We start from the raw sequence: 19,884 nt of genomic DNA, 5'->3' as shown, positions 1-19,884 counted from the left end.
TCCCGCAATGATAACTGGTGATACGTGACCGCGCGCCTAAAACATTTTGCGGGTCGGTGGAACACCCGTGCGTCCGGAAAATTGTAAGTGTTATGTCTCGAAGGTGCCGAAAAGCGCGTTTGCAGGCGAACATTGGCGCGTTCAACCCAGCGGAAAATTACCTCGGCAGGCCACTCACGCGTTGTTCATTTGTAAAGGCTACCTATCTGAGGCTATGTTGGAGCGCTATGGCCTTACCGGAGTCTCCAGAAACAGGATGCTCACTTCAAAGGCCATTGCCAGCCGCTACGGTATCGCGTGTCTTGATGACGGGACGCTGCGGATTTAGCCGATGCGGACAGAAGGGATGGATTTAGGGACGTGACACCGGAAATAGTGATCCTGGCCATGATTGCAGCCTTCCTGGGCTTGCGGCTCTATTCCGTACTCGGCCGCCGGGCAGAGCATGAGGAAGAACCCATCCAGGGACGGTTCGAAGGTCGCCAGGGCCAGCCCGGGGCGCCGCGCGTGCCGTCTACTCCCAAGACCGATGCCCGAGGCGAGGATCGCAGCAAGGTTCAGTCGCCGCAGCGTCTGCGCGAATTGCCGCTGGCTTCGCCATCGGTAGAGCGCGGCCTGGCGGAAATCGCTCAGGCCGATCGCCGGTTTGATCCGACGATGTTCGTGGAGGGTGCCCGCAGCGCTTACCGCATGATTCTCGAAGCCTTCTGGAAGGGTGATAAGGCGGAACTCCGTCAGCTGTGTGACGATGACGTCTATCAGGGTTTCGCTGGCGCTATCGATGCGCGGGTGGAAGCCGGTGAGACGCTGGACAATCGCCTTATCCGGATCGAGGAGTCGAGCTTTACGGCAGCCGGAATCGAAGGCGGAAACGCGCGCATTACGCTTCGCTTCCGTGCCGATATTGCGGCGGTCACCCGCGATGCGGAAGGCCATGTTGTCGCCGGATCGCTCGATGATGCCATCGAGGCGGTAGATGTATGGACATTTAGCCGCGCATTGAACTCGCCCGATCCCGATTGGGTGCTCGAAGAAACCGACGAAGGTTGATCGCCTAGTCACTTTTGCTACCCGTCTGCGCCTTGACCGGCCCGTGCCTAGCGTACGGGCCGTTTGCTTTAGGGGAAGGGCGAACTTGAGCAATTGGCGAACCATGATCACGGGTAGCCGTCGGCTGGCGCTGCACGCGTTGGCCTCTGCCCTGTCTGTCGCCCTCGCGGCCTGCGGTGGAATGATCCCGTCGACCGGCGGCCCGTCAGTTTCCCGACCACCGACTGCCCGGCCGGTTCCTCCGCCTCCCATCAACCAGCCACAAAATGCGCGTGTACTTGGTGTACAAGCAGGACCGACGATCGCCTCCTTGTCGTTCGGCGAGGCTGATGCGGCGGGAGCATTGGCATCGTTCCGCGAAAGCTGCCCCCGCCTGCTGACGGGAAGCGATGCGAGTGGACTGACCGCAGCCGATGACTGGCGACAGGCGTGCACGGCTGCCGCCAATTGGGGGGCAGGGTCGCCCGCATCCTTTTTTACCAGCTATTTCGAGACGGCGCGGGTGGGCGACGGCGCTGCTTATGCCACCGGCTATTACGAACCCGAGATCGCTGGCGCACGCACGCCACTGCCGGGCTATACCGTTCCGGTATATGGAATGCCCCGCGATCTTGTCCGTGCCCGTCCAGGGGATGCGCAGCCCCTTGCGGATGGCCGAATGCCCATCGGTCGGTATGGAGCCGACGGGCGCTTTACTGCTTACTTCGATCGCGGCCAGATAGAAGCGGGCGCTTTGGCGGGGCAGGGGCTGGAAATCGCCTGGGCCGCCGATCCGGTGGAGTTCTTCTTTCTTCAGGTCCAAGGTTCCGGACGGTTGGTCGCACCGGACGGCACGGTCACCCGCATCGGGTATGCGGGGCAGAACGGGCTCCCGTATACCGGCATTGGCGGGGTGATGCGTGACCGGGGGCTGATCGGTTCTGGTTCCGGTCAATACTCAGGATCGATGCAAGGGATCATGCAGTACATTCGCGAGCATCCGTCAGAAGGCGCTGCGCTGATGAACCAGAACCGCTCATGGGTCTTTTTCAAGGTTCTTAACGGCGATGGTCCACTCGGCGCTTTGAACATTCCAGTACGTGCGGGAAGTTCAGTCGCGGCCGATCCGCGCTTTGTGCCTTTGGGCGCACCGGTTTGGCTCGATCTGGATCGGCGCGAAGCGAACGGTCTGTGGATCGCGCAGGATACCGGCGGTGCGATCAAAGGCGCCAATCGCTTCGACACGTTCTGGGGCGCGGGCACTCAGGCGCGGATGACGGCCGGTGGCATGAGCGGTCGCGGAAGGGCGTTGGTCCTGCTGCCAAAGGGGACGCTCGCGCGCTTGCAGAGACAATGAAGCGACCGGGGCGACGGCTGACTGTCGAAGAAGCCAAGATTTGGGCGCAAGTCGCAGAGACGGTCACACCGCTTGAGCGTCGTCGCGTTGTTGAAGCTCATACCACGCCCATCAGCACGCCGATGCCGGAACCAGCGGCGGCCCCGCCCGTCCGCAAAGTGAAAGGCCGCGTCCCGGCCCCTTTGCCGCCCAAGCCGGTGGCGCCCAAGCCCAGGCCAGAAACGCCTGCGCACCTTGATGGGTCGTGGGACAAACGCATTTCAAAAGGCACGTTGCTGCCTGACTTCAGTCTCGATCTGCATGGCGCCAGTCTGGATCAGGCTTATAGCCGATTGATGCACGGATTGACCCAGGCGAAAGCGATGGGGGCGCGGGTTGTACTGATCGTTACAGGCAAGCCGCGTCCGGTCGACGCAGCGGATCGGGGAACATCGCGCGGGGCCATTCGCGCGAAGGTCGCCGATTGGCTGGGTGCCAGCGAACATGCGTCCGACATTGTCGCCATAAGAGGCGCGCACCGCCGTCATGGCGGGTTAGGTGCCGTCTATGTGGTTCTCAGGAAACGGCGATAGCCTATCGTTTTTCGTAGGCGGTCAGCCCTTCAGCCAAACCATTGCCGCCCAGCTTTACCGCATCGCCGGACCAGTCGGCAACGAAAGCGCTGCGGCGATCGATCCCAGGAGCGAAGCGGGCATCGTTGTTTTCTATTGTAAGGCCGCGTGAGGGGTGATTGCGATGCTCGGCGGCGACGGCAATGAAGGCGGAATAGTTTTCCTTGTCGCGGCCCTGAACGAGCCAGTTCCCGGCAATCGTTCCGGTCGCACCATCACTAAGGTCGATCATGTAATTGGTGCCGCGGCCGTGAGTATCATCGAAGCTGCAGTCCCGGATTGCGATCCTTTGGGCACGGGTTTTGACGTAATGGCCGCCAGTCCCGGCTTCGAAACGGCTTCTGGTTACTGTCAGCGAGCCGTAGTTTCCGATGTAGATGGAGTGAGCACAGCCTGATCCCTCACATGTGCCCAGCCGCGTAAAGGTGGACTTGTCGATGACGATGGAGCTTGCAGGGTCATCGCCTGACAGGATTCCCTGCTCGCTGTCTCGAAACCAGCTCTGGCTGACGGCAAGATTGCCCCGCTCCAGCCTGATTCCCGCGCCGTTCTTGTCAGACACGTGAATGTTCGCGAACACCATGCCTTCCACCCGCGCGGACCGACCCCTTAGCACAAGTGCCCCTTTGTCTTCACACGCCACGCCGTCGAGGATCGATTGGCCAGGGACTTTGGCCTGGTATGTGATGTCGCCCGCCCCCTGGACGGCACAGTCAGCGAAACGCATGGATGCCATGCGGATCGTGCCGCGACCCTTTCCGATAGCATCCACCGCATCCTGGAGGCGGACGTAAGAGCGGCCAGTTTCGACAATCGTATAGGGAGCATCGTGGCTCTGAGCGAATGCAGAGGATGCCACGACAGCGGCGGTAGCGAGCATGAGTGCGAGTCGGTATGTGATCGGCATCCGTGGACGCTAGCAGCGTTAAAAAGCCAAATCGTAAACGCGCAGGGTATCGAGCGATTGAAACCAAAACGCGGGATATGCATTAAAACCGTGCGGGCCGGGCCCCTCTGGCGCGGCGCGGATTGGATGGACTAATCGTCTTACAGTCTTGCGCCTCGTGATGTCGGACCGCATCGGGTGTACCGATGCAGGCTGACCGACGACTAGAGCATACTGCTCTTGATAATGTCCCGCCCCAGCCCTCGCTTCGTGCCGTCCGATCGAACCAAACCTAGTTCGATAGGGATTTGCGATGACAAAATATAATTTTGCTGTGCTGATCAACAATATAGTCGCCGCTGTCAGGCCAAGCTGCGATAGTAATGCATCAATGCGCGACTATCGATATTCATTCGGGCAGGGGCAGTAATAATGGAATTTCTCTTTGCGGATTGGCTGGGCACGCCGGCATGGTTCTGGCTGTCCTTCGCGGCAGTGGTCTTGCTGCTCACGGCCTTCGATCTGGGTGTCCTTCATAAGGACGACCGCGAAATGGGAATTGCCGAATCCCTGAAGCTATCCATCTTCTACATAGCCATCGCAATGGCATTCGGCGGCTGGATCTGGTGGGCGAAAGGATCGGCCCCGGCGATCGACTATTACACCGGCTACTTCATCGAAAAGGCGCTATCGATCGATAACGTGTTTGTCATATCGATGATTTTCAGCTTCTTCGCGATCGCCGCCAAGTATCAGTATCGCGCTCTCTTGTGGGGCATTCTTGCCGTCATCGTTTTGCGCGGCTTGATGATTGCCGGCGGTGCGGCCTTGGTCGCCAATGCGTACTGGGTCATGTACCTGTTCGCAGCATTTTTGATCTTCACCGGCATCAAAATGCTGTTCACCAGCGATCATGATCCGGACATTGCAAATAACCCGGTCATCCGCTGGATTTCGCGGCACATGAGGGTGACAAAGGTTCATCATGGCGAGCATTTCTTCGTGCGCGAAGAAGATGCCAAAGGCCGGTTGGTGTGGGCCGCGACGCCGCTGTTTCTCGCGCTGGTAGTGATCAACCTGGCGGATCTGGTCTTCGCGGTTGACTCGGTGCCTGCAATCTTCTCGATCACCACTGACACGTTCATCGTCTACACCTCAAACATCATGGCGATCCTGGGACTGCGCGCTCTCTATTTCGCATTGGCGGCGATGGTGCATCGCTTCCAGTACCTGAAATACGCGCTGGCGCTGGTGCTGGTATTCATCGGCGGCAAAATCCTGATAGCCGATTTCGTGCTTGGCGGTGCGAAGTTCCCGCCTCTCGTCAGTTTGGCGGTGACGCTTGCTCTGATTGCTGGCGGAGTGCTGTGGTCGCTTTGGAAAACCCGTGGACAGCCAACGGTCAAGCCAGTCGCGTGATCGGGTAAAAGGAAGGGGTGGCACAATTCCAGGTGCGTCGCCCCTTCCATGCCGCTAGGACGCGGCGATGCACCCTACCGTTCCCGCCAAGCTGCCAGAGCCTGCTTTCGGCCAGCAGTGGCAGCCGCGCCATTTGCTGGCATTGTTGGTGGCTAATGTAGCGTTGGCGCTAGGCCCCTGGCTGGTACGGCTCGCGGATACGGGGCCTGTAGCCGCCGCCTTTTGGCGCATGACGTTGGCCTTGCCTGTTATAGCCATGTTGGCGCTGAAAGAGGCCCCGTCTCGTCAGCACATGACAGGCCTGACAGGCATCATACTTCTGGGCGCCGGTGTTTTCTTCGCTCTCGATCTGGCTTCCTGGCACGTGGGCATCACTCAGACGAAGCTGGGAAATGCCTCCCTGTTCGGCAATTCTGGAAGCCTTATCGTCATGGGCTGGGGGCTTTTTGCCGCCCGGCGCCTGCCCGGCATTCTCGAAGTTGCCGCAATCGGAGCCGCTCTGACTGGAGCGGCGCTTCTCATGGGCGGATCGCTGGAAATCAGCCATGTCAATCTGGCTGGCGACCTGTTCTGTCTCCTCGCCGGGGTCTTCTATGCATTCTATATTCTGATGCTGAACTCCGCTCGTGCAAGGACCGGGCAGTTCTCGCTGTTGACGGTATCCATGGTGGCCAGCGTGCCGACCCTGTTGATCATTGCGCTTCTGTTGGGAGAAACCATTCTTCCCAACAACTGGATGCCCCTGATCGGTCTCGCGATATCCAGTCAGCTGATCGGACAGGGCCTCTTGATCTACTCTCTCGGCAATTTCACGCCATTGGTAATCGGCCTCGCGCTTCTGACACAACCGGCGGTCTCGGCAGCAACCGGTTGGTTCGCATTCGGCGAGACGTTGAGCGGAATGGACGTTCTGGGAATGGCTTTGCTGGCGGTAGCCTTGGCATTGGCCAAAGCGGGTGACAAACCCGCAGCGACAAAAGGCTGATCGATGGCGCGGTTGATACTGTTCAATAAGCCCTATGACGTTTTATCCCAATTCACGGATGAGCGATCCCCAACCCCACGCTCGACGTTGTCGGATTTCATTCAAATCCCGGGTGTATACCCCGCGGGGCGCCTGGATCGCGACAGTGAAGGCCTACTGATCCTGACTGATGATGGCCGTCTGCAATCGCGAATATCAGACCCTCGCTTTAAAACTGCCAAGACTTATCTGGCGCAGGTCGAGGGCCTGCCGGACGATGCCGCCATGGCAGCGCTGGAAAAAGGCGTGACTCTGAACGACGGCCTGACGCGCCCGGCCAAGGCGAGACGGATCGACGATCCGCAGTTATGGCCTCGCGATCCGCCGGTACGTTTCCGCAAGAGCGTGCCGGACTGCTGGATAGAACTGACAATCTATGAAGGTCGCAACCGCCAGGTGCGGCGAATGACGGCGGCTGTGGGGCATCCGACATTGCGCCTTGTGCGTTGGCGCATTGGTGACTGGCGACTTGATGGCCTTGCCCCCGGAGAATGGCGAGAGGTTCCGGTCTGATATTTGAATGGAAGGAGCATTTGGCATGTCAGCGGACGCCAGGATCGTCATATGCCCCACCTGCACCACCGCCAATCGTGTTCCGGTGGATCGGCTTGCGGGGGGTGGAAAGTGCGGAAAGTGCGCGAACCCGCTGTTTGCCGCCAACCCTGTGACGCTGACGTCCGCTAACTTCGATGCGCACGCCCTGAAAAGCGACTTGCCGCTGCTCGTCGATTTCTGGGCCTCATGGTGCGGGCCCTGTCGTCAAATGGCGCCAGCGTTTGCGGATGCGGCGTCTCAGCTTGAGCCATACATGCGTCTGGGCAAGGTCGACACCGAAGCGGAATCCACGATTGCGGGGCGGTACGCCATACGATCCATTCCAACGCTGATCCTGATCCGTAAAGGTCAGGAGGTCGCACGGCAGGCGGGGGCAATGCCCGCCAATGCCATCGTGTCATGGGCGCAGCAGGCCATCCGCTGATCGAGCGCCTTTCGGATCAATCGGGCAGGAGGGACACCGAGCCATATCCCGGAACTTGGCCATGGTTCATCACGCACGCACTGGGCACGGCAACCGCAAGGGCAATGCCCGCCCAGATCGCCCACTTGAACCAGCGCGGAGGTTGGCGGCGGGTCTTCATCATGCAACCTTTCCATGTGAGATGGGCGGGGCGGGTCGGGGAAAGGGTATCTTCCCGGCCGTCGCCCCAACCAGCAACAGCATCTGGCGGGCGATCTCCTTTTCTCCCTGAACGACGCTGTCAGCGCCATGCTGGACAAGGTGGTCCAGTTGTTCATCGCTATGTGCTCGCGCGATAACCGATAGCTCGGGCCGCATCTTCTTGGCCTGCTCCACGATCGCTCCTGCCTCGAAGCCTTCGGGAATGGCGATCAGCATCCGGTTGGCACGAGCTATGCCTGCTTCTTCCAGCACATCGGCGTCGACCGCGTTTCCTTTGACGACCTCGAAACCGTCTGCACGCCCTTGGCGCACAAGATCGGCTTGCGCCTCGATCAGCACCACGGCGATAGGGGTTGCCCGAAGCCCGCGAGCGACCAGCTTGCCTACCCGTCCGTAACCGACGACGATGACGTGCTCCTCCCGGCGACGTTCGTGTTCTACTTCGACTTCGACCGCCCTGTCTTCGAGTTGCTTCTTCACTTTGCCGGAGCTGCCCACGGCAAGGTTGAAGATGAACGGGTTCAGGAAGATCGAGATGATCGCCCCCGCAAGGATCAGGTCGCGCCCGGCATCGGGCAAGAGTCCAAGTCCCGCGCCAAGGCCGGCCAGAATGAACGAAAATTCCCCAATCTGGGCAAGGCTGGCCGAGATGGTGAGGGCAGTGTCATTTCCATGACCGAACGCGCGGACGATCATGAAAGCGGCAAGTGATTTGCCCACGACGATTGTCGCCACCGTCACGAGCAGAGGGATCGGCTGCTCGGTTACCACCGAGGGGTCGAACAACATGCCTACGGATACAAAGAAAAGCACCGCGAAAGCGTCCCGAAGAGGAAGGGTTTCCTCGGCTGCTCTGCGGCTCAGTTGCGTCTCTCCCAGGATCATTCCGGCAAAGAACGCCCCAAGCGCAAAGGACACGTCGAACGCATATGCGGCACCGAATGCCACCCCCAGCGCAACCGCGAGGACGGCAAGGCGAAACAGCTCCCGCGATCCGGTGTGGACCACCCAATGCAACGCCCATGGAAGGATGCGTCGCCCGACCACCAGCATCAACGCCACGAAGCCCGCGACCTTGAGCATGGTCCCGGCAATGACGAAGGGCAGTTCGCCGGTCGCTTCGGGATTGGCGAGGCCGGCGGCCAGAGCGGGGAGCAGGACCAGCGCCAAGACCATCACCAGATCCTCGACGATCAGCCATCCAACGGCGATGCGCCCCCTTTCGGTCTCTACCAGATGGCGGCTTTGCAGCGCGCGCAAAAGCACTACCGTGCTTGCCACCGAAAGCGCCAGACCGAAGACGAAGCCCGCCATGAGGCCCCATCCCATCATGTGCCCGATGCCGACGCCCAGCAGCGTCGCAGCTATAATCTGGACCAGCGCGCCCGGTATGGCGATGTTCTTGACCGCCAAAAGGTCTCGAAGCGAGAAATGCAGACCGACCCCGAACATCAGCAGGATCACACCGATCTCCGCCAGCTCTGACGCCAGCCCGGCATCCGCCACGAAGCCGGGAGTGAACGGTCCGACCACGACGCCGGCGAGCAGATAGCCGGCGATCGGCGATGCTCGCAGTCGGTGTGCGAGGGCGCCCATGAAGAAGGCGATCACCAGCCCGGCGACGACCGTTCCAATGAGCGGAGTATTGTGAGGCATCTGACATCCCGTCCTTACGGGCCGCTGCACAAGGCGCGGCAGACGAAAACCCGGGTCCGCGCTTATGCGAACCGGCGGCGCTTAGCGCAAAGGCGGCGCTCGCGGTTGAGGGACGGTATTAGCCGGAAACCCGATTGAAGGCGCGGTCACTGAGTGAGCATTGGGTTCGGTCGGGTAGGGCACGCGGCTGCCCGCTTGCAGCTCTGATACCATGACGGGCACTGCCGCCGGCATGCTGGTAAACCGCAGTTTCTTCGCACTGCTATCAGCCGAAGACTCTTTGAATTCTGAGGTTTCACGGCGGGTGTGACCGATTGATACATCAATGGTCGAGGGATTGAACGGTGATCCGGTGACCCGCGCTTCCGGCATGGTGACCGGAGACAGAGCATGCGTGGCAACAGCCACCAGAAGCAGGAGGCACCAAAGCCGGAATTTCCTAAGAAACACCCCGTCTGACAACCGCCCACATCTCCTTGCTCAAAAGGCCAGAGGAAAAGCCCCGTCCATCGGGCAAGGTAGGGCCATTTTCACGTTTTGCCAGACATTCCCGTCACGTGATGCGACCACCTTCCGTGCGCGGCCGCATCCACACGTGACTCGAAAATCTCAGCGCGCGCCGAGATCGCCCTTGCCGATGGTGCCGCTCGCCATGTCCAGCATGCGATCGAGGCTGCGCTTTGCCGCAAGGCGAAGGCCCTCCTCGATCTCGATGCGCGGAGTAAGGTCACGTAGCGAAAGGTAGAGTTTTTCCAACGTGTTGAGCGCCATGTACGGGCAGATATTGCAGTTGCAGTTACCATCCGCCCCCGGCGCACCGATGAACGTCTTGTTGGGGATCGCTAGTTCCATCTGGTGGATGATGTGCGGCTCGGTCGCCACTATCAGCGTGTCACCGGGCATAGTCTTGGCGTATTGCAGAATGCCGCTCGTGGATCCGACATAGTCCGCATGATCGACGATGTGCGGCGGACACTCGGGATGTGCTGCTATCGGTGCATTCGGATGCTCGGCACGGAGCTTCAGCAGTTCGGTTTCGCTAAAGGCTTCGTGGACGATACACACGCCGGGCCATAGCAGCATTTCGCGGTTGAACTTGCGCGAAAGATAGCCGCCAAGGTGACGGTCGGGGCCGAAGATGATCTTCTGGTCCAGAGGTATCTGCTGTAGGATCGTCTCTGCGCTGGAACTGGTGACGATCACGTCCGACAGGGCTTTCACCTCGGTCGAGCAGTTGATGTACGTCAGCGCGATATGATCGGGATGCGCCTCGCGGAACGCCTTGAATTTTTCGGGCGGGCAGGAATCTTCCAGGCTGCACCCCGCATCGAGATCCGGCAGCACCACGATCTTGTTCGGTGACAGGATCTTGGCGGTATCCGCCATGAACTTGACACCGCAGAACGCGATCACGTCTGCATCCGTTTCGGCCGCCTTGCGGCTCAGTTCGAGACTGTCTCCGACAAAATCGGCAAGATCCTGCAGCTCCGGCTTTTGATAATAGTGAGCAAGAATGACCACGTTGCGCTCTTTGCGCAGCCGCTCGATCTCGGCGCGCACGTCGATGCCCGAAAGGTCGGCTGGCATTACGGTCATGGCATTCCCTTTAACTTAGCGCCCCGGCCCCTGCGCCGTAGCTGGGCCTATCTAGGGTCGACACCCCCCACACCCAAGGGGAAAATGTGGTGCGGGATCGTCTACGCCGGATTCGTCAAAGACCAGTCATCCCCGTTGCGCGAAACGACCCCACGTTTTTCGAGGTCGAGCAGATGGGCCAGCACGGAACGGCCAGCGGCAGGCCAGAGCCTTTCGTCCACGCCCTTGTACATCAGCGGGACCATCTGGGATATCTGCGCATTGCCAGCCTCGATCTGTCGCTGGATCTGGCGTTCGCGCTGGCGACGATGGCCGATCATGCCGCGAACCAGCTGCCGAGGCTTGGTGATCTCCGGGCCGTGAGCCGGATAATACACGGCGTCCTGCTCCCGTTCGTTAAGTAGCGTCAGGCTCGCGAGGTATGCCGTCATGTCTCCATCGGGCGGCGAAACCACGCTGGTGGACCAGCCCATCACGTGATCGCCGGTGAACAGAGCGCCGGTTTCCTCCAACGCAAAGCACAAGTGATTGGACGTGTGGCCGGGGGTCGCCAACGCGCGCAGTGTCCAGGCGGCGCCATCTTTTCCCCGTCCCGATAGCGCCTCACCGTCGGCCAGCACGCGATCCGGCGCATAATCGGCGTCGAAGGAAGCGTCCGCGCGCGGTCCATCATCGTCGAGGACGAGGGCAGCACACCCGATGATCGGGGCGCCCGTCATGGCTTTCAGAGGAGCGGCGGCCGGGGAGTGATCGCGATGCGTATGCGTGCACATGATCGCTACGACCTCGTCGCTGCCGATCGCCTCTACGAGCGCGGCAAGATGCTCTGCATCGGCCGGGCCGGGATCGATCACAGCAATCTGGCCGGCTTCACCAACGATGTAAGTTTGCGTGCCAGTAAAGGTGAACGGCGAGGGGTTGCGAGCCAAAACCCGCCGGACCATGGGCCCAATGCGTTCGGCAATCGTGTAAGGGCGATCGATCTGAGCGGCGTCTTCCATGCATCGCGATATGGGGCGTTGTGGCCCACCTGTCGAGGTGAACGGCGATCAGCTCGCCAGTCGGCGCTCTATCCGGCGATGCAAGCTATGTATTGAGGGTAGGGCGGTTGGCTCGGTCAGCCGCCAAGCCTGATCGAGCCTCAACAGGCGAGCGTAGAACTGTCGTGTCGTTTCGATCAGGATGACCGTCATCGTGTCGAGCCTTTCATGATTGTCGCTATCGGTCAGCATCATCTCCGGCGACAGGCGTCCGAAACGACGCAGATGTGCTTCGTCCATCTCGCCTTTGAAGTAGGCTCGGTGGTTAAGCAGCCACGCGACGGCGTGCATCATTCGTTTCGTGGTGCGCAGCCCTTCATCCGACAGCGATGAGCGCCGGCCATCATTGTTGCCGTTATCGGCAGTCCGGAAGCCGCGATCAGACGGATCGGGCAGCGTAAACGCGTTGCGAATTTCATCCGACAGGACCAGAGCCTCGCAATAGAGCGCTTCGATGATCTTGGGGTTGATGGAGGCTGATGATGTCATTGCGGTTTGACGTATTTAGCAAACGCGACTCGGCAGCAACCCGCAATCACCGCCATTGTGCATCTGAAAACATCCATGTCCCCGATCGGCACGCTCGCCCAATCGGCTGTTGGCGCTATAGTGCCGCTGCCCGATATGCAGCGCTTTCCAGTCAGGCGATGATGTCGGGAATCAGGTAGTCGGCGATCTGACTGATCTGATCCTTCAGGCGCAGCTTGCGTTTCTTCATGCGCGCGATTTGCAGTTGGTCGCCGGACCCGGCCGCCATGAGCGCGTCGATCGCCGCGTCGAGATCGCGGTGCTCCGTCTTCAGGATTTCGAGGCGCTTGCGCATTTCCTCTTCGGTCAAACCAGAATTCCTTACGCTCAACCGCCCGAAAACACCCAGGCCACCGATTCCTGCCCGACGCAGGATTCATGCATCTCACCGATATGAAGCAATACGGGTCTTCGCAAGGTGGGCTTGATGTGTTTCCTTGGGTGTTGCGCCGGATCATCACTGCCGAGTCGCCAATTCGGGTCACTCGACGTCCATCTTTCGCAGGGCATCTGTTGCCCAGGGTCCGGCCCTTATAGGAGGAACCGTCCATGGATAGTTCGCACGTCAGCGCCTTGCAGCTCAAGCATGCCGGTATCGAACGGCAAATCCACGAAGAAATGAGCCGCCCAGTGCCTGATGCATCGGTGGTGCAAGCCCTCAAGAAGCGGAAATTGAGGCTGAAGGAAGAGATCGGTCGTTTCTGATCGCCTGATCATCCTGCTACCGGGAAAAATCCACCGGCCATACCGGAGATCCCTAATATCACCCAATTAACCTGATTCGATGGCATCCGCTGCGTTCCCAAAGCGATCTCTTTGCGTTACGCCTAGGACCATGAGCAGCGGAGCCGTCGAAGCAGCACGAACTATCCTCACCCGCCTCCATGAGGTGATGGCGTCTCGCAGTAATGCGCAGACGAAACTCAACAACGTCGTGGAAGTGATTGGGCAATGCCTCGATAGTGAGGTTTGTTCGATCTATCTTCTGCGCGAGGGCATGCTGGAACTGTTCGCGACGCGGGGGCTGGCTCAGGAAGCCGTCCACGTAACGCGAATGGCGATAGGCGAGGGTCTGGTCGGCACGATCGCCGATCAGACGGGTACGCTCAATCTCGCCGAAGCGGCTGCCCACCCGGACTTTTCGTATCGCCCTGAAACGGGTGAGGACAAGTTCCATTCGTTTGCCGGTGTGCCGATCGTCCGTCGCGAGAGGGCGGTGGGTGTGCTCTGCGTCCAGCATGTGGAACCGCGCCGGTACGAGGAAGTGGAGATCGAGGCGCTGCAGACCGTGGCCATGGTCTTGTCGGAACTCATCACCAACGCCGATCTCATCGACGAGGAAGACGCGCGTGGCCTGACGGCGGCGCAAATCGGCCCGGAACAGTTGCGCGGTCTCACGCTGGTGAAGGGGCTGGCGGCGGGCGTCGCGGTCTATCACCAGCCCCGCGTCACCATTGAGCACGTGGTCGCCGAAGACACCGAGGCCGAACGGCAGCGCGTCATTCTGGCGTTCGAGCGCATGCGCGAACAGATCGATCGCATGTCCAACCAGGCCGAATTCGGCGTTGGCGGCGAGCATGAAGAGGTTCTCGAGACCTATCGCATGTTCGCCTACGACGAAGGCTGGACTCGCCGCATTAATGAAGCGATCGATTCCGGCCTGACCGCTGAAGCTGCGATCGAACGGGTACAGCAACGCACCCGGATGCGCATGCGCCAGATCGACGACCCGCTTCTGGCGGACCGCATGCACGACCTAGAGGACTTGGCGAACCGCCTGCTTCGCATCGTGTCCGGCCAGCTTGGAACGGCTGCGTCCATGGGCTTGCGGAACGACGCGATCCTGATCGCACGTAACCTTGGTCCTGCCGAACTCCTCGAATATGATCGCAGGCGTCTGAAGGGCGTGATCCTCGAGGAAGGTTCGCTAACCAGCCACGTCGTTATCGTCGCTCGCGCAATGGGCGTTCCGGTGTTGGGCCGCGTGAGGGGCCTGCGCGGCGTCGTGCGCGAAGGCGATCCGCTTCTTCTCGATGCCGATCAAGGAAGTGCGCTCGTTCGCCCGTCGCCGGGGGTGGCGGAAGCGTTCGAGGCGCGCTTTGCCGAGAGTCGGCAGCGTCAGGCGATCTATGCGGGCTTGCGCGACGTCGAAGCAAGAACGATCGACGGCACCCGGATCAACGTGATGATCAACGCCGGCTTGCGGGACGACGTTGCCAACCTCAACCAGACCGGCGCGGATGGCATTGGCTTATTCCGCACCGAATTCCAGTTCCTCGTATCCGCCACGCTCCCGCAAAGAGAACGCCAGACGCGTCTTTATCGCGACGTATTGGATGCCGCAGGCGATCGGCCCGTCGTTTTTCGGACGGTGGACATCGGCGGTGACAAGACGCTGCCCTACCTTCGTCATGACGATGGAGAGGGCGAGGAAAACCCGGCGATGGGCTGGCGTGCTCTACGCGTGGCATTGGAGCGAGACGCGCTGCTCAAAGTGCAGGCGCGTGCTTTGCTCGAAGCGGCCGGTGGACGGAAATTGAACGTCATGTTCCCGATGGTTGCCGAACCGTGGGAGTTCGATGCGGCAAAGGCCGTGTTCGACAACCAGCTGGTCTACCTGCGTGGGCAGAAGAAGGTTCTCCCCGAAGCAATTCGCTATGGCGTGATGCTCGAAGTTCCAGCCTTGGCTGAGCAGTTGGACATCATCGCGCCCAAGATATCGTTCCTTTCGATCGGCACCAACGATCTGACGCAATTCCTCTTCGCGGCAGACCGTTCCAACCCAAAGTTGGCCGAACGGTATGACTGGTTGAGTCCGGCGATTCTCAGGTTTTTGCGCCGTATAGTGCGCAGCCTTGAGCATACCCAAGTGGACATCAGCGTTTGCGGAGAAATGGGCGGTCGCCGTCTTGAAGCGCTTGCGCTGCTGGGCCTTGGCATCCTTCGAATGTCGATCACGCCGGCTGCGGTTGGTCCGATCAAGGAACTCGTGGGCAAAATCGATCTCGCGGACATTTCTGCCGCCATGGAAGGCTGGCTCTCGTCTCCGCCTGCCAACATGCGCGCTACCATGATCGCCTGGGCCGAAGCTCGTGGCATTTCCGTCGATTGATGCACGATCAACGTTTGTCGCTGATTTGGCCCGAAAAAAGTTTTGACCGCATAAATTTAGGCTGGCCGACTGCCCGGTGATTGACTTTAGGATGCCAGATGGTTTGGTTAGGCATCTGTCAGGACCTGTATCCGGCTAACGGAGCGTAATGGAAAACGTCGAAACCCCAGGCCTCGCGGGCAATTCGCTAAGTGCCGGTAGCCAGCTGCGCGCTGCTCGGGAGGCTGCTGGCCTCAGCCGCTCGGATGTAGCTTCGCAGACCAAGGTTGCCGAGCGTCACCTTCTTTCCATCGAGGAAGACCGGTTGGGCGATCTGGCAGCCCGTACGTATGCGGTAGGCTTCGCTCGGGCGTATGCCCGGGCCGTTGGACTGAACGAACAGGCCATAGCGACGAAAATTCGCGAGCAATTGGCCAGCGAAACGCCTGAACGACCGGAGACCGCGCCCAGCTTCGAGCCCGGAGATCCGGCCCGTGTTCCTACTCATCGGGTCGCATGGATTGCCGCCGCAGGGGTCGCGGTTGCGGTCGTGCTGCTGCTGGTGTTCTGGAACAGCTTTCTCTCTCCCGAAGGAGAATTGCCGGATCTGATCGCGGAAAAGTCTGCGCAGACCCAGGCGGCTCCAACCCCCAAGGCAGTGGCGGCACAACCGGCTCCGACTAGTGGGCCGGTCATTTTGACGGCTACCGGCGACAAAGTCTGGGTGAAAGTCACCGATGGCACTGGATCACAAGTGCTGCAGAAAGAACTGGCCAAGGGCGAAAGCTGGACCACTCCTGCCGGTGTTGCCGGGCTTCAACTGCGTACAGGTCGGCCGGATGCGTTGCAGATTTCCGTTGGCGGCCGCGCGCTCCCGCCGCTGTCGGACAAGCCGCAGGTGATGTCAGGCGTTTCGCTTGCTGCCGCAGATCTGGTTGCTCGCGGAGCCGGCGGGGCTTCACCCACCCCTGCAACGCAGTCGTCTTCGGCCCCTACGCCACTGTCCACGGTTTCGCAGTAGCCACACCTCGACAGTGGGCGACAATTTCGGGCACAGGCTAAACGATAATCCAACTGGTTAATTCCCGGTTTCATTCTGTTCAGCCATTGGTCGCTCGCAGATGCCGGTACGGAGTTGATTTGGCGATGAAACGTATCCTAGGTGGCACCCGAACCACGCGCTGGTTGGTGACTGCGGCTGCAGGCGCGATGGTGGCTGGTGGCGCAACGCCGGTTTTGGCGCAGGACGCAAACACCAGTGCTCGCCTGAACAAGGTCGAATCCGAAGTCAGGGCGTTGCAACGCAAAGTTTTTCCGGGCGCTGACGGCAAGTATTTCGAGCCTGAGATAACCTCCCGCCCTGCAACCACGACCACCCCCGGAGTACCGACCAGCACGCCGGTTTCGGATCTGCTTACCCGGATGGACGCGGTCGAAGCGCAGATGGCGCGGCTGACCTCCCAGGTTGAGCAGAACACGAACCGCATCGGCCAGCTTGAGGCCAAGCTTGCGGCTAGCGCCAATGCAATCGCCCCCACCGGATCGGCTCCGCTTGGTGTAGCGCCCAGTGCCGTGCCTGCTCCGACGGCCTCTCCCCCTGTCGTTGCGCCGCCCGCGCCGGTCACGGCAACGCCAACCCCCAGCACTCCTGTCGCAGCACCGTCCGCTCGGGTTGAAGCGGTCAGGGCCATTGTAAAGCCGCAGACTTCCGATACGGGCGATGACGAGTACAGCTATGGTTTCCGGCTGTGGGAAGCCCGTTTCTATCCCGAGGCGCAGCAGCAGCTGAAACTCTATCTGGAGAAATACCCTCGCCACGGCAAAGTGAGCTGGGGTCGTAATCTGCTTGGACGGGCGTATCTGGACGATGGCAATCCGACGGAAGCGGCCAAATGGTTCCTACAGAACTTCCAGGCCGACAAGCGCGGCGATCGCGCTCCGGACAGCCTGCTTTACCTTGCTGTGTCAATGAAGCAGCTCAAGGACAACAAGCGTGCCTGCATCGCCCTCGCCGAATTCAGCGAGACATATGCGGCCGAAGCTGCCGGCCGCTTGAGCAGCCTCTACACCGCCACCCGTAATGGACTTACCTGTAGCTGACGCGGCCATAGACCGGTTTCGGACTGGTCTGGCCGCCATATGGCCCGAAGGCGCAGACGATCCACAGCAGATGCTGGGTCTGGCGGTATCAGGAGGTCCTGATAGCCTGGGCTTGCTGCTATTGGCGTGCCGAGCTTTGCCAGGGCGGGTGAAAGCAGCAACGGTCGATCATGCGCTTCGGCCGGAAAGCGCCGCCGAAGCTGCAGAGGTGGGTCGCATTTGCGCTGAGCTTGCGATCCCACACGCGACGCTGACGGTTACGGTTGCGCCGGGCAATGTGCAGGCTGAAGCGCGGTCAGCACGCTACGCTGCATTGGTGGAATGGGCCGATGCCGAAGGCGTAGCAGCGCTTGCCACGGGCCATCAGGCGGACGATCAGGCGGAAACGCTGATCATGCGCCTGAACCGGGCCAGTGGCGTTGCCGGTCTGGCTGGTGCCCGGGCGCGGGGGCTGGCCCCCGGTTCGAAACTTGTTTTGCTTCGGCCAGTGCTCGACTGGCGCCGAGCCGAACTCGCTGCTCTTGTGAGCGACGCTGGCCTTGTCGCCGCTGACGATCCCAGCAACGCGAACGATCGGTTTGATCGGGTGAAAGTGCGAAAAGCTCTGGCGCAATCCGACTGGCTGGATGTGCCCGCGATCGCCCAAAGTGCTGCTCACCTTGCCGAGGCGGATGCCGCTCTCGAATGGATGTCGGCGCTTGAGTGGCGTTCCTGTGTAAAGAAGGAGCCGATGGGGCTAAAATATCGTCCCCAAGCTCCCCGCGCCGTCGCATTGCGTGTCGTCGCCCGGATCGTGCGTGAACTGGATGGCGTCGATGCGAGGGGTGGCGCCATAGCGAGACTGGTTGACTCACTGGTCGCAGGTCATCCGTCCTCGATCGGAAATCTTGTGGCACGCCCCAATTCGGGGGGGTGGAGCTTTTCGAAAGCGCCGGTCCGCGCCGTACGCAAGACTTCACCCGACCCGGTCTAGGTGCCAACCAGGTTGTCACCCAAACCGATCTGCTTTCCTTTGGTGATATAGACCTTGTCGCCCAGCTTCGTGGTCTCGAACAATTTGGCGGCGAAGGCATCCGGCATCCCCACGCAACCGTGGCTCGCGTAGCCGAGCGCCACGTCCGACCCATGCAAGGTGATGCCGTCGTTCGTCAGGCGCTGCATGTACGGCATCGGCGCGCCGGTATAGATGTTGGAAACGTGGTCCTTGTCTTTCTGGGTGATAGGAAAAACGCCGAGAGGAGTGGGCTTTTCCTGCGTCCCGAGCAGGACAGCGGCGGCGCCAATTTCATATCCGCCACGGAATACGGAGATTACCCGCGCATCCAGGTCAACCGTCAGGACAATCGGGCCGGGGGGTACGTTCTTGTCATCCCAGTGCCACTCGCCGTACTTGATGGCTCCCTCGATAGGAAGGATGCGCTTGATTACGAACGGTTCTTCCTTGGCGGCTACTTTTGGCTTTTCGATGACCTTGGGGGCGGGGGACATAACCGCCTGAGGGGGCGCCTTTTCCGCCGTGTGGGTGCTCGACGCTACGACGATAACACCGGCGATAGCTGCGACGGCCACAAAGCCAGAGGCGATAAATATGCGCGAGTCCAATTTGATGTCCCGTCTGGTGCAGCGAATCGTCCTGTCAGATGCGCATTAGCATCGGGTAAATTGCCCGATTTTGCCATCCCGCTGCCCGATCAGCGCTTGGCGATGCCTTCTTTGAGGATCGAGTTGGCCAGGTCAGCCACCTCTTCTGGCGAGGCGTCTTCGGACCAGACTGCATACCGCAGTCCCAGAAATACGTTCATTCCCATGATCGCCCAGGCGTGCGCCTCGCCCAAGTCTTCGCGGAGCTCGCCCTTGCGGATGCCATCGGCAAGACGTTCGTGGATGCGGCGCGCGGTGTTGCGATAATGCTGACGAAAAACGTCCGGGTCGACGAATTCGGCTTCGTCGATGATGCGATAAATCTCTTTGTTTTCCGTCGCGAAGCGCAAGAACCCCACCAGTGATGCGCGTTCTGTTTCGAGCGCCGGCAGGTCCTGCTGCCGGGCATTGCGCGCTGCTTCCCTCACCTTTGACCCTAAGTCATCCACCAGCGCACGGAAGATTTCGTCCTTGGAATTGAAGTAGGTGTAGAAGCTGCCCAGCGCTGTGCCGGCCCGCTTGGTTATGGCGGTGATCGACGCCTCGTGAAACCCGCGTTCGCCGAATTCCAATGCAGCGGCATCCAGCAATTTTCGAAGAGTACGCCGACCGCGTTCGGTGCGGGGGGACTTGTCCGGGAGAGGCTCGGGTGTGGTCACAGCGACACAGGTAAACTGCAACTTCCATGATAGCAAACAATCAAAGTTGAAACATGGTTCAACTGTC

Annotated in this window: 21 protein-coding genes; 12 read left to right on the top strand and 9 right to left on the bottom strand. The window is 60.5% G+C overall.

What is annotated here, in order from left to right:
* Positions 1 to 360 precede the first annotated feature (360 nt).
* The 3 genes from ACZ1JM_RS11435 to ACZ1JM_RS11425 all read left to right on the top strand — a co-directional run bounded on the left by ACZ1JM_RS11435 (position 361) and on the right by ACZ1JM_RS11425 (position 2,958).
* Positions 361 to 1,050 carry a Tim44/TimA family putative adaptor protein gene (locus ACZ1JM_RS11435; protein WP_465134922.1) on the top strand — a complete coding sequence of 230 codons (690 nt, stop codon included), beginning with the start codon at positions 361 to 363 and terminating at the stop codon, positions 1,048 to 1,050.
* A gap of 103 nt (positions 1,051 to 1,153) precedes the next feature.
* Entirely contained in the window at positions 1,154 to 2,386 is a 1,233-nt protein-coding gene (mltA, locus tag ACZ1JM_RS11430; RefSeq protein WP_465134921.1) for a murein transglycosylase A, read from the top strand.
* Positions 2,383 to 2,958, top strand: a complete 576-nt coding sequence (locus ACZ1JM_RS11425) for a Smr/MutS family protein (protein ID WP_465134920.1) — start codon at positions 2,383 to 2,385, stop codon at positions 2,956 to 2,958. The genes mltA and ACZ1JM_RS11425 overlap by 4 nt, the downstream gene beginning before the upstream one ends.
* A 1-nt stretch (position 2,959) precedes the next feature.
* Here the strand turns inward: ACZ1JM_RS11425 and ACZ1JM_RS11420 are convergent, their stop codons facing one another.
* Complete coding sequence (locus tag ACZ1JM_RS11420) at positions 2,960 to 3,877, bottom strand: right-handed parallel beta-helix repeat-containing protein (RefSeq protein WP_465134919.1); 918 nt, start codon at positions 3,875 to 3,877, stop codon at positions 2,960 to 2,962.
* A 438-nt stretch (positions 3,878 to 4,315) separates the two neighbouring features.
* Here ACZ1JM_RS11420 and ACZ1JM_RS11415 point away from each other — a divergent pair, with 438 nt between their 5' ends.
* The 4 genes from ACZ1JM_RS11415 to trxC all read left to right on the top strand — a co-directional run bounded on the left by ACZ1JM_RS11415 (position 4,316) and on the right by trxC (position 7,305).
* Positions 4,316 to 5,302 carry a TerC family protein gene (locus tag ACZ1JM_RS11415; protein WP_465134918.1) on the top strand — a complete coding sequence of 329 codons (987 nt, stop codon included), beginning with the start codon at positions 4,316 to 4,318 and terminating at the stop codon, positions 5,300 to 5,302.
* Between the two features lie 67 nt (positions 5,303 to 5,369).
* Positions 5,370 to 6,287, top strand: a complete 918-nt coding sequence (locus tag ACZ1JM_RS11410) for a DMT family transporter (RefSeq protein ID WP_465134917.1) — start codon at positions 5,370 to 5,372, stop codon at positions 6,285 to 6,287.
* A gap of 3 nt (positions 6,288 to 6,290) precedes the next feature.
* Positions 6,291 to 6,839, top strand: a complete 549-nt coding sequence (locus tag ACZ1JM_RS11405; protein ID WP_465134916.1) for an rRNA large subunit pseudouridine synthase E — start codon at positions 6,291 to 6,293, stop codon at positions 6,837 to 6,839.
* Between the two features lie 25 nt (positions 6,840 to 6,864).
* Positions 6,865 to 7,305: a thioredoxin TrxC gene (gene trxC / locus ACZ1JM_RS11400; RefSeq protein WP_465134915.1), complete on the top strand. Its 441-nt coding sequence runs from the start codon at positions 6,865 to 6,867 to the stop codon at positions 7,303 to 7,305.
* 16 nt (positions 7,306 to 7,321) lie between these two features.
* Here trxC and ACZ1JM_RS11395 read toward each other — a convergent pair whose 3' ends face one another.
* From ACZ1JM_RS11395 to ACZ1JM_RS11370, 6 genes are all read right to left on the bottom strand, one after another.
* Complete coding sequence (locus ACZ1JM_RS11395; protein WP_465134914.1) at positions 7,322 to 7,468, bottom strand: hypothetical protein; 147 nt, start codon at positions 7,466 to 7,468, stop codon at positions 7,322 to 7,324.
* Positions 7,465 to 9,162, bottom strand: a complete 1,698-nt coding sequence (gene ybaL / locus ACZ1JM_RS11390; RefSeq protein ID WP_465134913.1) for a YbaL family putative K(+) efflux transporter — start codon at positions 9,160 to 9,162, stop codon at positions 7,465 to 7,467. Before ybaL ends, ACZ1JM_RS11395 begins: the two co-directional genes overlap by 4 nt.
* Before the next feature lie 609 nt (positions 9,163 to 9,771).
* Positions 9,772 to 10,758, bottom strand: a complete 987-nt coding sequence (gene nadA / locus ACZ1JM_RS11385) for a quinolinate synthase NadA (RefSeq protein ID WP_465134912.1) — start codon at positions 10,756 to 10,758, stop codon at positions 9,772 to 9,774.
* A 101-nt stretch (positions 10,759 to 10,859) separates the two neighbouring features.
* On the bottom strand, positions 10,860 to 11,759 hold the full coding sequence (locus tag ACZ1JM_RS11380) for an MBL fold metallo-hydrolase (protein WP_465134911.1): 900 nt from the start codon (positions 11,757 to 11,759) through the stop codon (positions 10,860 to 10,862).
* Positions 11,760 to 11,807: 48 nt separating this feature from the next.
* Positions 11,808 to 12,287, bottom strand: coding sequence for a DUF1465 family protein (locus tag ACZ1JM_RS11375; protein ID WP_465134910.1), 480 nt, complete (start codon positions 12,285 to 12,287; stop codon positions 11,808 to 11,810).
* Positions 12,288 to 12,438: 151 nt separating this feature from the next.
* Positions 12,439 to 12,636, bottom strand: coding sequence for a YdcH family protein (locus tag ACZ1JM_RS11370; protein WP_465134909.1), 198 nt, complete (start codon positions 12,634 to 12,636; stop codon positions 12,439 to 12,441).
* 239 nt (positions 12,637 to 12,875) lie between these two features.
* On the opposite strand from ACZ1JM_RS11370, the gene ACZ1JM_RS11365 reads away from it, so the two are divergent.
* From ACZ1JM_RS11365 to tilS, 5 genes are all read left to right on the top strand, one after another.
* Positions 12,876 to 13,031, top strand: coding sequence for a YdcH family protein (locus ACZ1JM_RS11365; RefSeq protein WP_465134908.1), 156 nt, complete (start codon positions 12,876 to 12,878; stop codon positions 13,029 to 13,031).
* A gap of 130 nt (positions 13,032 to 13,161) precedes the next feature.
* Entirely contained in the window at positions 13,162 to 15,438 is a 2,277-nt protein-coding gene (ptsP, locus tag ACZ1JM_RS11360; protein ID WP_465134907.1) for a phosphoenolpyruvate--protein phosphotransferase, read from the top strand.
* Between the two features lie 148 nt (positions 15,439 to 15,586).
* Positions 15,587 to 16,438, top strand: a complete 852-nt coding sequence (locus ACZ1JM_RS11355) for a helix-turn-helix domain-containing protein (protein WP_465134906.1) — start codon at positions 15,587 to 15,589, stop codon at positions 16,436 to 16,438.
* A 125-nt stretch (positions 16,439 to 16,563) separates the two neighbouring features.
* On the top strand, positions 16,564 to 17,517 hold the full coding sequence (locus tag ACZ1JM_RS11350; protein ID WP_465134905.1) for a tetratricopeptide repeat protein: 954 nt from the start codon (positions 16,564 to 16,566) through the stop codon (positions 17,515 to 17,517).
* Positions 17,498 to 18,490: a tRNA lysidine(34) synthetase TilS gene (gene tilS / locus ACZ1JM_RS11345; RefSeq protein ID WP_465134904.1), complete on the top strand. Its 993-nt coding sequence runs from the start codon at positions 17,498 to 17,500 to the stop codon at positions 18,488 to 18,490. Before ACZ1JM_RS11350 ends, tilS begins: the two co-directional genes overlap by 20 nt.
* Here tilS and ACZ1JM_RS11340 read toward each other — a convergent pair.
* Positions 18,487 to 19,119, bottom strand: coding sequence for a L,D-transpeptidase family protein (locus ACZ1JM_RS11340; protein ID WP_465134903.1), 633 nt, complete (start codon positions 19,117 to 19,119; stop codon positions 18,487 to 18,489). The genes tilS and ACZ1JM_RS11340 overlap by 4 nt on opposite strands.
* An 89-nt stretch (positions 19,120 to 19,208) precedes the next feature.
* Positions 19,209 to 19,817 carry a TetR/AcrR family transcriptional regulator gene (locus ACZ1JM_RS11335; protein ID WP_465134902.1) on the bottom strand — a complete coding sequence of 203 codons (609 nt, stop codon included), beginning with the start codon at positions 19,815 to 19,817 and terminating at the stop codon, positions 19,209 to 19,211.
* Positions 19,818 to 19,884: the final 67 nt, after the last annotated feature.

This window comes from Novosphingobium sp. BL-S-24 (genome assembly GCF_055521575.1).
The sequence above is the reverse complement of the archived record's forward strand: the minus strand, read 5'-3'. Positions and strand labels throughout refer to the sequence as shown.